12 protein-coding genes and 1 other annotated feature (1 of these 13 cut by a window edge) are annotated in these 13,131 nt (G+C 43.4%); all 12 genes read left to right on the forward strand.

What is annotated here, in order from left to right; genetic code table 11:
- Positions 1–687: the 3' portion of a protein-arginine kinase McsB gene (gene mcsB / locus M0696_RS00570; RefSeq protein ID WP_166854506.1), read on the forward strand. The gene continues 405 nt to the left of window position 1, outside the view; only the last 687 of its 1,092 coding nucleotides appear in the window; its start codon lies off the left edge, out of view; its stop codon occupies positions 685–687.
- Positions 684–3,116, forward strand: a complete 2,433-nt coding sequence (gene clpC / locus M0696_RS00575) for an ATP-dependent protease ATP-binding subunit ClpC (protein WP_003225731.1) — start codon at positions 684–686, stop codon at positions 3,114–3,116. The genes mcsB and clpC overlap by 4 nt, the downstream gene beginning before the upstream one ends.
- Before the next feature lie 90 nt (positions 3,117–3,206).
- Positions 3,207–4,583 (forward strand): DNA repair protein RadA, encoded by a 1,377-nt coding sequence (gene radA, locus M0696_RS00580; protein WP_166854505.1) that lies wholly within the window; start codon positions 3,207–3,209, stop codon positions 4,581–4,583.
- Between the two features lie 3 nt (positions 4,584–4,586).
- The gene (gene disA / locus M0696_RS00585) at positions 4,587–5,669 is read left to right on the forward strand and encodes a DNA integrity scanning diadenylate cyclase DisA (protein ID WP_003242042.1); all 1,083 of its coding nucleotides are present in this window, start codon (positions 4,587–4,589) and stop codon (positions 5,667–5,669) included.
- Between the two features lie 114 nt (positions 5,670–5,783).
- Entirely contained in the window at positions 5,784–6,884 is a 1,101-nt protein-coding gene (locus M0696_RS00590) for a PIN/TRAM domain-containing protein (RefSeq protein WP_166854504.1), read from the forward strand.
- 14 nt (positions 6,885–6,898) lie between these two features.
- A complete protein-coding gene (gene ispD / locus M0696_RS00595; RefSeq protein WP_166854503.1) occupies positions 6,899–7,597 on the forward strand; it encodes a 2-C-methyl-D-erythritol 4-phosphate cytidylyltransferase in 699 nt (232 codons plus the stop codon).
- Entirely contained in the window at positions 7,590–8,066 is a 477-nt protein-coding gene (gene ispF, locus M0696_RS00600) for a 2-C-methyl-D-erythritol 2,4-cyclodiphosphate synthase (RefSeq protein ID WP_003225745.1), read from the forward strand. Before ispD ends, ispF begins: the two co-directional genes overlap by 8 nt.
- Positions 8,067–8,156: 90 nt before the next feature.
- A complete protein-coding gene (gltX, locus tag M0696_RS00605) occupies positions 8,157–9,608 on the forward strand; it encodes a glutamate--tRNA ligase (RefSeq protein WP_166854502.1) in 1,452 nt (483 codons plus the stop codon).
- A 2-nt stretch (positions 9,609–9,610) separates the two neighbouring features.
- Positions 9,611–9,841, forward strand: a binding site (T-box leader).
- A gap of 70 nt (positions 9,842–9,911) precedes the next feature.
- The gene (gene cysE, locus M0696_RS00610) at positions 9,912–10,565 is read left to right on the forward strand and encodes a serine O-acetyltransferase (RefSeq protein ID WP_003225749.1); all 654 of its coding nucleotides are present in this window, start codon (positions 9,912–9,914) and stop codon (positions 10,563–10,565) included.
- Entirely contained in the window at positions 10,562–11,962 is a 1,401-nt protein-coding gene (gene cysS, locus M0696_RS00615; protein WP_166854501.1) for a cysteine--tRNA ligase, read from the forward strand. Before cysE ends, cysS begins: the two co-directional genes overlap by 4 nt.
- A 3-nt stretch (positions 11,963–11,965) precedes the next feature.
- On the forward strand, positions 11,966–12,397 hold the full coding sequence (locus M0696_RS00620) for a Mini-ribonuclease 3 (protein ID WP_222143859.1): 432 nt from the start codon (positions 11,966–11,968) through the stop codon (positions 12,395–12,397).
- Complete coding sequence (rlmB, locus tag M0696_RS00625) at positions 12,381–13,130, forward strand: 23S rRNA (guanosine(2251)-2'-O)-methyltransferase RlmB (protein ID WP_222143858.1); 750 nt, start codon at positions 12,381–12,383, stop codon at positions 13,128–13,130. Before M0696_RS00620 ends, rlmB begins: the two co-directional genes overlap by 17 nt.
- The last annotated feature ends 1 nt before the right edge of the window (position 13,131 follow it).

Genomic DNA, 13,131 nt, shown 5'->3' on the forward strand with positions numbered 1-13,131 from the left:
TTAGAAGCAATGAAAGCCGCAAACCAGGTAGATGACTGGATTGAAGAAAAAGTTGATTATGCATTTAATGAGCAAAGAGGATACTTAACCAGCTGTCCTACAAATGTAGGTACGGGTTTAAGGGCTTCAGTCATGATGCATCTGCCGGCACTGGTTTTAACTAGGCAAATAAATCGAATTATACCGGCAATTAATCAATTAGGCTTAGTTGTTAGAGGAATTTATGGGGAAGGCAGCGAAGCAGTAGGAAATATCTTTCAAATTTCAAATCAGATCACGCTTGGTAAGTCAGAGCAGGATATTGTGGATGACCTTAACAGTGTTGCTGCCCAGTTGATTGAACAAGAACGATCTGCCAGAGAAGCGCTTTATCAAACTTCTAAAATTGAACTTGAGGATAAGGTATATCGGTCTTATGGGGTCTTGTCAAATTGCCGGATGATAGAATCGAAAGAAACTGCAAAGTGTCTTTCAGATGTCCGGTTGGGCATAGATCTAGGCATTATTAAAGGACTTTCAAGCAACATACTTAACGAACTAATGATTTTGACGCAGCCAGGATTTTTACAGCAGTACTCGGGAGGCGCTTTGCGTCCGAACGAAAGGGACATTCGAAGAGCGGCTCTCATCAGAGAACGGCTTCACTTAGAAATGAATGGGAAAAGACAGGAGGATGAATCGATATGATGTTTGGAAGATTTACAGAACGAGCTCAAAAAGTACTGGCGCTTGCACAGGAAGAAGCACTTCGATTAGGTCATAATAACATTGGCACTGAGCATATTTTATTAGGACTGGTACGAGAAGGAGAAGGGATTGCTGCTAAAGCTCTACAAGCGCTTGGACTTGGTTCAGATAAAATTCAAAAAGAAGTTGAGAGTTTGATCGGTCGCGGGCAGGAAATGTCTCAAACGATTCATTACACTCCTAGAGCTAAGAAAGTCATTGAACTTTCAATGGATGAGGCAAGAAAACTCGGTCATTCTTATGTCGGAACAGAACATATTCTTCTTGGTCTGATTCGCGAAGGTGAAGGTGTTGCTGCGAGGGTTCTGAATAACCTCGGTGTCAGCTTAAATAAAGCAAGACAGCAGGTGCTCCAGCTTCTTGGAAGCAATGAAACAGGATCATCAGCGACAGGAACAAACAGTAATGCGAATACGCCTACGCTTGACAGCTTGGCAAGAGACTTAACCGCTATTGCGAAGGAAGACAGCCTTGATCCTGTAATTGGCAGAAGCAAGGAAATCCAGCGTGTGATCGAAGTGTTAAGCCGCAGAACGAAAAACAACCCTGTTCTCATCGGTGAACCTGGTGTAGGTAAAACGGCTATCGCAGAAGGTTTGGCACAGCAAATTATCAATAACGAAGTTCCCGAAATCTTGCGCGATAAACGCGTGATGACATTAGACATGGGAACAGTAGTTGCCGGCACAAAATATCGCGGAGAATTTGAGGATCGCCTGAAGAAGGTCATGGACGAAATTCGCCAGGCAGGAAACATCATTCTATTCATCGATGAACTCCATACATTAATCGGAGCGGGCGGAGCAGAAGGTGCCATTGATGCATCTAACATTTTAAAACCTTCACTTGCTCGCGGCGAACTTCAATGTATTGGGGCGACGACTCTTGATGAGTACCGCAAATATATTGAAAAAGATGCAGCGTTGGAACGCCGTTTTCAGCCGATTCAGGTTGATCAGCCGTCTGCAGATGAAAGCATTCAAATTTTAAAAGGCTTGCGTGACCGATATGAAGCTCACCACCGTGTATCAATTACAGATGATGCCATTGAAGCTGCGGTTAAGCTTTCTGACAGATATATTTCTGACCGTTTCCTTCCGGATAAAGCAATTGACTTAATCGATGAAGCGGGTTCAAAGGTGAGACTGCGCTCCTTTACAACGCCTCCTAATTTAAAAGAGCTTGAACAGAAGCTTGATGAGGTTCGTAAAGAGAAGGATGCGGCAGTGCAAAGCCAAGAGTTTGAAAAAGCTGCTTCCTTGCGTGATACTGAGCAGCGCCTGCGCGAACAAGTAGAGGATACGAAGAAATCATGGAAAGAGAAGCAAGGACAGGAAAACTCAGAGGTGACTGTTGATGATATTGCGATGGTTGTATCCAGCTGGACTGGGGTGCCTGTATCTAAAATCGCGCAAACTGAAACAGATAAGCTTCTCAATATGGAAAGCATTCTTCACTCCCGTGTGATCGGCCAGGATGAAGCAGTTGTAGCTGTTGCAAAAGCAGTCAGACGTGCAAGAGCAGGGTTAAAAGACCCTAAACGTCCAATTGGCTCATTCATTTTCTTAGGCCCTACAGGTGTTGGTAAAACAGAGCTTGCGCGAGCACTTGCTGAATCTATTTTCGGTGACGAGGAAGCCATGATCAGAATTGATATGTCTGAATACATGGAAAAACACTCAACTTCAAGACTTGTCGGTTCACCTCCGGGATATGTGGGATACGATGAAGGCGGCCAATTAACAGAGAAAGTCAGAAGAAAACCTTACTCTGTCGTGCTTCTTGATGAGATTGAGAAAGCGCACCCTGATGTCTTCAATATCCTTCTGCAAGTTCTTGAAGACGGAAGATTGACTGATTCTAAAGGGCGTACAGTCGATTTCCGCAATACCATTCTGATTATGACGTCAAACGTCGGAGCAAGTGAGCTGAAACGCAATAAATATGTCGGCTTTAACGTTCAGGATGAGACGCAAAATCATAAAGACATGAAAGATAAAGTAATGGGTGAATTGAAGCGCGCGTTCAGACCGGAGTTTATCAACCGGATTGATGAAATCATTGTCTTCCATTCACTTGAGAAAAAACATCTTACTGAAATCGTGTCATTGATGTCTGATCAATTAACGAAACGCCTAAAAGAACAGGATCTTTCTATCGAATTGACCGATGCTGCAAAAGCGAAAGTCGCGGAAGAGGGTGTTGACCTGGAATACGGTGCCCGTCCGTTAAGAAGAGCTATCCAAAAACATGTCGAGGACCGTTTATCTGAAGAACTCCTCAGAGGAAATATTCATAAAGGACAGCATATTGTTCTTGATGTAGAAGATGGCGAATTTGTCGTAAAAACGACTGCTAAAACGAATTAATATAGAGACGGAAATGAGGCATACAGCATGTAAGTGTATGCCTCACTTTCATATCAAGAAATTGAACAAGGGAGAGGTCTTACACTATATATGGCTAAAACAAAATCGAAATTCATCTGCCAATCCTGCGGCTACGAGTCTCCAAAATGGATGGGGAAATGTCCGGGCTGCGGTGCTTGGAACACAATGGTGGAAGAAATGATAAAAAAAGCACCAGCCAATCGGAGAGCGGCTTTTTCTCATTCTGTCCAAACCGTACAGAAACCCTCACCTATTACATCAATCGAAACATCAGAAGAACCCCGGGTTAAAACCCAGCTTGGCGAATTTAACAGAGTACTCGGCGGAGGTGTCGTTAAAGGCTCACTCGTTTTAATCGGCGGCGATCCCGGTATCGGAAAGTCAACGTTATTACTGCAGGTTTCCGCTCAATTATCAGACTCATCGAACAGTGTGCTGTACATTTCGGGAGAGGAATCGGTCAAACAAACGAAACTAAGAGCAGACCGTCTCGGCATTAATAATCCGTCACTGCATGTTTTATCTGAAACCGATATGGAGTATATTTCGTCTGCTATACAAGAGATGACTCCAGCGTTTGTCGTTGTTGACTCTATTCAAACGGTTTACCAAAGCGATATTACATCGGCTCCGGGCAGTGTGTCACAGGTCAGAGAATGTACGGCTGAGCTGATGAAGATTGCAAAAACAAAAGGTATTCCGATTTTTATCGTAGGGCATGTGACGAAAGAAGGGTCTATTGCAGGGCCGAGACTGCTGGAGCATATGGTTGACACTGTTTTATATTTTGAAGGGGAACGTCACCATACTTTCCGTATTTTGAGGGCTGTAAAAAACCGTTTTGGTTCTACAAATGAAATGGGCATTTTCGAAATGCGCGAAGAGGGGCTCACTGAGGTTTTGAACCCTTCAGAAATTTTCTTGGAAGAACGTTCAGCGGGATCTGCAGGCTCAAGCATAACTGCTTCTATGGAGGGCACAAGGCCGATTCTCGTTGAAATACAGGCGCTAATCTCGCCAACAAGCTTTGGCAATCCGCGGCGTATGGCAACGGGAATAGACCATAACAGGGTTTCGCTGTTAATGGCTGTGTTAGAAAAAAGAGTTGGGCTGCTGTTGCAAAATCAGGATGCCTATTTGAAAGTGGCTGGTGGCGTTAAGCTTGATGAACCGGCAATTGATCTTGCCATTGCAATCAGTATCGCGTCCAGCTTTAGAGACACACCTCCAAATCCTGCAGATTGTTTTATAGGAGAAGTGGGATTAACCGGAGAAGTCCGGCGGGTATCAAGAATTGAACAGCGTGTGAAAGAAGCGGCTAAGCTTGGTTTTAAACGCATGATTATACCCGCGGCAAATCTGGATGGGTGGACAAAACCAAAAGGGATTGAGGTTATCGGAGTAGCAAATGTTGCAGAGGCGCTTCGTACTTCATTAGGAGGATAATAGATGGAAAAAGAGAAAAAAGGGGCGAAACACGAGTTAGACCTGTCATCTATATTGCAGTTTGTTGCTCCGGGTACTCCGCTCAGAGCTGGAATCGAAAATGTTCTGAGAGCAAATACAGGCGGTCTGATTGTTGTTGGATATAATGATAAAGTAAAAGAAGTTGTGGATGGCGGTTTCCACATTAACACTGCTTTTTCTCCGGCGCATTTATATGAGCTGGCTAAAATGGATGGGGCGATTATTTTAAGTGATTCTGGTCAAAAGATCCTATACGCCAATACACAGCTGATGCCTGAAGCCACAATTTCTTCATCAGAAACAGGAATGCGGCACCGCACCGCCGAAAGAGTAGCTAAGCAGACCGGCTGCCTTGTGATCGCCATTTCTGAAAGAAGGAATGTTATAACGTTATATCAGGAAAGCATGAAGTATACACTAAAAGACATAGGATTTATCTTAACAAAAGCGAATCAAGCCATTCAAACTCTTGAAAAATATAAAACGATCCTGGACAAAACCATTAATGCACTGAATGCTTTAGAGTTTGAGGAACTTGTTACATTCAGCGACGTTCTGTCTGTGATGCACCGTTATGAAATGGTATTGAGAATCAAAAATGAAATTAACATGTATATCAGGGAACTCGGAACAGAGGGTCATTTGATTAAGCTGCAGGTCATTGAACTGATTACAGATATGGAAGAAGAGGCCGCTTTATTTATTAAGGATTATGTGAAAGAAAAGATTAAAGATCCGTTTGTTCTCTTGAAAGAGCTGCAGGATATGTCCAGTTATGATCTGCTGGATGATTCCATTGTTTATAAGCTGCTTGGTTATCCGGCTTCTACAAATCTTGATGATTATGTATTGCCTAGGGGATACAGGCTGTTAAATAAGATACCGCGTCTTCCCATGCCGATTGTTGAAAATGTTGTAGAAGCATTTGGAGTCCTCCCGAGGATTATTGAGGCGAGCGCAGAAGAATTAGATGAAGTAGAGGGAATCGGTGAAGTACGAGCCCAAAAAATCAAAAAAGGATTAAAACGCCTGCAAGAGAAGCATTATTTAGACAGACAGCTGTGATTTCGGTTAAAACATTATGAATACGGGTATATTAATGTTGGTTTTTGTTTATTCTGATATTCGTAGGATGCATAAAACTTTGTGAAATAAAAAGTTAAAAAAGGAGGTGGGGGTATGTTAAAACGAATAGTTCAGGCGTTCTTCATTATCTTTGGCGGCGTTGTTGGTATATTTTTAATACCTGAATTGTTTGTACTGTTAAGTATACAGGACATACCTTTAATAACAAACGCATATACGTCTGCGGCAATAGGAGCAATTATCTTTTTTCTCATCAGTATATGGGGTACAGAATACGTTGTGAACTGGGTGAAGTGGATAGAGGATTCATTGTTAAAAGCGCCGGTTCCAGATTTGTTATTTGGAAGTCTTGGCCTGGTATTTGGACTTATAATCGCTTATCTTATCGTAAATGTTATTCCTTTAGACAATATACCTTACCGCATATTCAGTACAATCATCCCTGTGTTTTTAGCATTCTTCCTCGGTTATCTCGGTTTCCAGGTGGGCTTTAAGAAAAAGGATGAATTGATCAGCCTGTTTTCCATTTCTGCCAGAATGCAAAAGAAAAAAGGAACGGCCGATGAAGAACATGAGGTTCAGGACAAGAAGCTGAAAATTTTGGACACAAGTGTTATTATTGATGGGAGAATAGCAGATATTTGTCAGACTGGGTTTTTAGAGGGGATTATCGTGATTCCGCAGTTTGTTCTTGAGGAATTGCAGCATATTGCTGATTCTTCAGATGTTTTAAAACGAAACAGAGGACGCCGCGGTCTTGATATCCTGAACCGCATTCAGAAAGAATTAGACATTAAAGTTGAAATTTATGAAGGCGACTTTGAAGATATACAGGAGGTTGACAGCAAGCTCGTCAAACTCGCTAAACTGACATCCGGGGTCGTCGTGACGAATGATTTTAATTTAAATAAAGTATGCGAGCTTCAGAAAGTAGCAGTATTAAACATCAATGACCTTGCCAATGCGGTCAAGCCTGTTGTGCTGCCCGGCGAGGAAATGAATGTTCAGGTCATTAAGGACGGGAAAGAGCATAATCAGGGAGTTGCCTACTTGGATGACGGTACGATGATTGTCGTTGAAGAAGGACGCAATTATATCGGCAAGCATATTGATGTACTTGTTACAAGTGTGCTGCAAACGGCAGCGGGACGAATGATTTTTGCTAAGCCCAAGCTGTTGGAGAAGGCGCTGTAAAGGGAGAAAAAACAATGAGTTATGATGTGGTGATTCCTGCAGCCGGACAGGGAAAACGGATGAAGGCAGGGAGAAATAAACTGTTCATCGAGCTGAAAGGAGACCCGGTGATTATTCACACGTTAAGAGTGTTTGACAGCCACCGGCCGTGCGAAAAAATCATTTTGGTGATTAACGAGCGCGAGCGGGAGCACTTTCAGCAATTGCTGACCGATTATCCGTTTCAAACCGCTATTGAGCTTGTGGCAGGCGGAGATGAGCGCCAGCACAGTGTTTATAAAGGGCTGAAAGCCGTGAAACAAGAAAAGATAGTCCTTGTTCACGACGGCGCCCGGCCTTTTATAAAGCATGAACAAATTGACGAACTGATCGCTGAAGCGGAACAGACAGGAGCGGCCATCCTCGCTGTCCCTGTAAAAGATACGATTAAACGCGTTCAAGATTTACAAGTCAGTGAGACGATTGAACGTTCAAGCTTGTGGGCTGTCCAAACGCCACAAGCTTTTCGTCTTTCTTTATTGATGAAGGCCCACGCCGAGGCGGAATATAAGGGATTTTTAGGGACGGATGACGCCAGCCTCGTTGAACAGATGGAAGGCGGTTCGGTCCGTGTTGTAGAAGGCAGCTATACAAATATTAAGCTGACGACGCCAGACGATTTAACGTCTGCTGAAGTTATTATGGAATCAGAAAGTGGGAATAAACATGTTTAGAATTGGACAAGGATTTGATGTGCACCAATTAGTGGAGGGACGCCCTCTGATTATTGGCGGAATTGAAATCCCGTATGAAAAAGGGCTGCTCGGCCATTCTGATGCAGACGTATTGCTGCATACCGTCGCTGACGCCTGCCTCGGAGCTGTGGGAGAAGGCGACATCGGCAAGCATTTTCCTGATACTGATCCTGAGTTCAAGGACGCAGATTCTTTCAAATTACTTCAGCATGTCTGGGGGATCGTGAAACAGAAGGGTTATGTTCTTGGAAACATTGACTGCACCATCATTGCACAGAAGCCAAAGATGCTGCCGTACATAGAAGATATGAGAAAAAGAATCGCTGAAGGGCTTGAGGCGGACGTATCTCAAGTAAATGTAAAAGCAACAACAACAGAAAAGCTTGGATTTACAGGCCGGGCGGAAGGAATAGCGGCTCAAGCGACAGTACTAATACAAAAAGGCTAACTTGCTTTGATGCCGGGTCTATTTGGTGGTAGAATAGATTCATACATTTTTGCCTGAGGCCATACATGACATGAAAGGAAGTATTTGAAAATGGGAAACGAAGTACGCGTCCGTTATGCACCGAGTCCAACCGGACATTTGCATATTGGAAATGCCAGAACGGCGCTTTTTAATTATTTATTTGCACGCAATCAAGGCGGTAAGTTTATTATTCGTGTTGAGGACACTGATAAAAAGCGCAATATTGAGGGCGGAGAACAAAGCCAGCTGAATTATCTGAAATGGCTTGGTATTGACTGGGATGAGAGTGTGGATGTCGGCGGTGAGTACGGCCCATACCGTCAGTCAGAGCGTAACGATATCTATAAAGTGTACTATGAAGAGCTTCTTGAAAAAGGGCTTGCTTATAAATGTTACTGTACGGAAGAAGAGCTTGAGAAAGAGCGTGAAGAACAGATTGCCCGTGGAGAAATGCCGCGTTATTCCGGAAAACACAGAAATCTAACTCCGGAAGAACAAGAGAAATTTATTGCTGAAGGCAGAAAGCCAAGTATTCGTTTCCGTGTGCCGGAAGGAAAAATCATTGCCTTCAACGATATCGTAAAAGGCGAAATTTCTTTCGAATCAGATGGCATTGGCGACTTTGTTATTGTGAAAAAGGACGGGACACCGACTTACAACTTCGCGGTAGCTATTGATGACTACTTAATGAAAATGACACACGTGCTGCGCGGTGAGGACCATATTTCTAACACACCGAAACAGATTATGATTTATCAAGCATTCGGATGGGATGTTCCTCAGTTCGGACACATGACGCTGATCGTAAATGAAAGCCGTAAAAAGCTCAGCAAACGAGATGAGTCCATTATTCAATTCATCGAGCAGTATAAAGAGCTTGGCTACTTACCGGAAGCGCTGTTCAACTTTATCGGCCTACTTGGCTGGTCACCTGTTGGAGAAGAAGAACTATTCACAAAAGAACAGTTTATTGACATTTTTGATGTAAACCGTTTATCTAAATCACCAGCTTTGTTTGATATGCATAAGCTAAAATGGGTTAACAATCAATACGTGAAGAAGCTGGATCTTGATCAGGTTATTGAACTGACGCTTCCACATTTGCAAAAAGCCGGCAAAGTTGGCACTGAGCTTTCTGCTGAAGAACAAGAATGGGTTCGCAAACTGATTTCCCTGTATCATGAGCAATTAAGCTACGGTGCGGAAATTATTGAGCTGACTGATTTGTTCTTTACGGATAAGATCGAGTATAATCAAGAAGCAAAAGCTGTTCTGGAAGAGGAACAGGTTCCTGAAGTGCTCAGCACATTCGCTGCGAAGCTTGAAGAGCTTGAGGAGTTCACTCCGGATAACATCAAAGCATCAATCAAAGCCGTGCAGAAAGAAACTGGCCATAAAGGGAAAAAATTGTTTATGCCGATCCGTGTTGCTGTAACAGGGCAAACTCACGGTCCGGAACTGCCGCAATCAATTGAATTGATCGGTAAAGAAACTGCAATTCAGCGTTTAAAAAATATCTAAATAAATGATTGTTGACAGGGAAGAGTATAAAGCTTTAGGCCATTACAGAAAGGATCTTCATTGGCTGAGAGAGATCCATGAGCCGGGTTTTAGAAGTGCGCCCTTAAGACCTTTGAAGAACATTTTTCGAAATCAGTATTCAAAGGCGGCCGCCGCCGTTAAAGGCTGAAGTTGGGAGAGCAGAAGTCTGCTTTTCAAACAGAGTGGAACCGCGCGGTTAAAGCGTCTCTGTCATGTTTTCATGCAGAGGCGCTTTTTTTATTGGGTGAAGAGGAAATCAGATAGAGAAGTGGGGGGAAGCATGTGTTTTTTAGAATGCTCAAAGAAGACATTGATACAGTGTTCGATCAAGATCCTGCAGCAAGAAGCTATTTTGAAGTGATTTTAACTTATTCTGGTTTACATGCTATATGGGCGCACCGGATTGCACATGCTTTATATAAACGAAAATTTTATTTCCTTGCACGCCTTATATCTCAGGTAAGCCGATTTTTTACCGGGATAGAAATCCACCCCGGCGCTACAATTGGGAGAAGATTTTTCATAGACCACGGTATGGGGGTTGTCATTGGGGAGACATGTGAAATCGGCAATAACGTAACCGTTTTTCAGGGGGTTACCCTCGGGGGAACGGGGAAAGAAAAGGGAAAAAGGCACCCAACGATTAAAGATGACGCATTGATAGCCACTGGTGCTAAAGTGCTCGGTTCAATTACTGTCGGCGAAGGCTCAAAGATTGGCGCTGGTTCAGTAGTGCTGCACGATGTTCCTGACTTTTCAACAGTTGTCGGTATCCCTGGACGGGTCGTTGTACAAAATGGCAAGAAAGTAAGACGCGATTTAAACCATCAGGATTTGCCCGATCCGGTTGCTGATCGCTTTAAGTCTTTGGAACAGCAGATTTTAGAGCTGAAGGCAGAACTTGAAGACAGAAAAGAAAGGATCAATCAAAAATGACAATCACTCTTTATAATACATTGACTAGACAGAAGGAAACATTCGTTCCTCTTGAAGAGGGAAAAGTGAAAATGTACGTGTGCGGACCGACAGTTTACAATTACATTCACATCGGGAACGCGCGTCCGGCTATCGTATACGATACGGTTCGAAACTATCTGGAGTATAAAGGCTATGATGTGCAGTATGTCTCTAACTTCACAGACGTAGACGATAAATTAATTAAAGCGGCAAATGAACTCGGTGAGGATGTACCTACTATTTCAGAGCGTTTTATTAAAGCATACTTTGAAGATGTAGGTGCGCTCGGCTGCCGAAAAGCTGACCTTCATCCGCGAGTGATGGAAAACATGGATGCGATTATCGAATTCGTAGATCAGCTCGTGAAAAAAGGCTACGCTTATGAATCAGAAGGTGACGTTTATTTCAAAACAAGAGCATTTGAAGGGTACGGAAAGCTTTCTTCGCAATCTATTGATGAACTGAGATCAGGTGCACGCATCCGTGTCGGCGAGAAAAAAGAAGATGCTCTTGATTTCGCATTGTGGAAAGCGGCAAAAGAAGGAGAAATCTCTTGGGATAGCCCGTGGGGAAAAGGCCGTCCGGGCTGGCATATTGAGTGCTCAGCGATGGTGAAAAAGTATCTGGGTGACCAGATTGATATCCATGCGGGCGGACAGGATTTAACCTTCCCTCACCATGAAAACGAAATTGCGCAATCTGAGGCGCTGACAGGCAAAACGTTTGCGAAGTACTGGCTCCATAATGGCTATATCAATATTGATAATGAAAAAATGTCAAAATCACTGGGCAACTTTGTACTTGTGCATGACATCATTAAACAGCATGATCCGCAGCTTTTGAGATTCTTTATGCTTTCTGTTCATTATCGTCATCCGATTAACTATTCAGAAGAGCTTCTGGAGAATACAAAAAGCGCATTTAACCGTTTAAAAACAGCGTACAGCAACCTTCAGCACCGTCTGAACAGCAGTACGAATTTAACGGAAGATGACGATCAATGGCTGGAGAAAGTTGAAGAACACCGCAAAGCATTCGAAGAAGCGATGGATGATGATTTTAATACGGCTAATGCAATTTCTGTCTTATTCGACCTAGCGAAGCATGCCAATTATTATCTTCAGAAAGATCATACGGCTGATCGTGTGATTACGGCGTTTATTGAGATGTTTGACCGTATTGTTGCTGTCCTCGGTTTTTCATTGGGTGAGCAGGAACTGCTTGATCAAGAGATTGAAGACTTAATTGAAAAAAGAAATGAAGCGCGCCGGAACCGCGATTTTGCATTGTCAGATCAGATCCGTGACCAGCTGAAAAGCATGAATATCATTCTTGAAGATACAGCTCAGGGTACTCGCTGGAAACGGGGAGAATAACGGATGCTTGAATTTGAAACGATAAAAGATTCAAAGCAGTTAAACGGTCTTGCGCTTGCTTATATAGGTGATGCCATTTTTGAAGTGTATGTAAGGCATCACCTGCTTAAGCAGGGCTTTACCAAACCAAATGATCTTCATAAGAAATCAAGCCGTATCGTTTCGGCAAAGTCACAGGCTGAAATCCTATTCTTTCTGCAGGATCAATCATTTTTCACGGAAGAAGAGGAAGCGGTGCTGAAAAGAGGCAGAAATGCCAAGTCGGGAACGACACCTAAAAATACAGATGTTCAGACGTACCGCTACAGTACAGCATTTGAAGCGCTGCTGGGCTACCTTTTTCTAGAGAAAAAAGAGGAACGACTTAGTCAGCTCGTTGCCGAAGCTATACAATTCGGGACGTCAGGGAGGAAAACAAATGAGTCAGCAACATGATTACGTCATAGGGAAAAATGCAGTGATCGAGACGTTAAAATCAGATCGTAAGCTGTATAAGCTGTGGATGGCGGAAAACACCATAAAGGGACAAGCACAGCAGGTGATTGAGCTTGCGAAAAAGCAGGGAATCACGATTCAATATGTCCCGAGAAAAAAACTCGATCAAATGGTGACAGGGCAGCATCAAGGTGTAGTGGCACAGGTTGCAGCCTATGAATATGCGGAACTGGACGATTTATATAAAGCAGCCGAAGAAAGAAATGAACAGCCTTTCTTCCTCATTCTGGACGAGCTTGAAGACCCTCATAATCTTGGTTCCATTATGAGAACAGCTGATGCGGTCGGTGCCCATGGCATTGTGATTCCAAAGCGGAGAGCTGTCGGGCTGACAACAACAGTAGCAAAAGCCTCAACAGGGGCAATTGAGCACATTCCTGTAGTAAGAGTCACCAATTTGGCGCGGACGTTAGAAGAAATGAAAGAGCGGGGTATCTGGGTTGTCGGAACGGATGCATCCGCGCGTGAGGATTACCGCAATATGGACGGCAATATGCCTTTGGCTTTAGTCATTGGAAGTGAAGGAAAAGGGATGGGCCGCCTTGTTAAAGAAAAGTGTGATTTTCTTATTAAACTCCCGATGGCCGGGAAGGTAACTTCACTGAATGCATCTGTTGCGGCTGGTCTTTTGATGTATGAAGTCTACCGGAAACGAAACCCTTTGGGAGAATAAA

Source organism: Bacillus rugosus, assembly GCF_023238245.1.
GTDB lineage: Bacteria > Bacillota > Bacilli > Bacillales > Bacillaceae > Bacillus > Bacillus rugosus.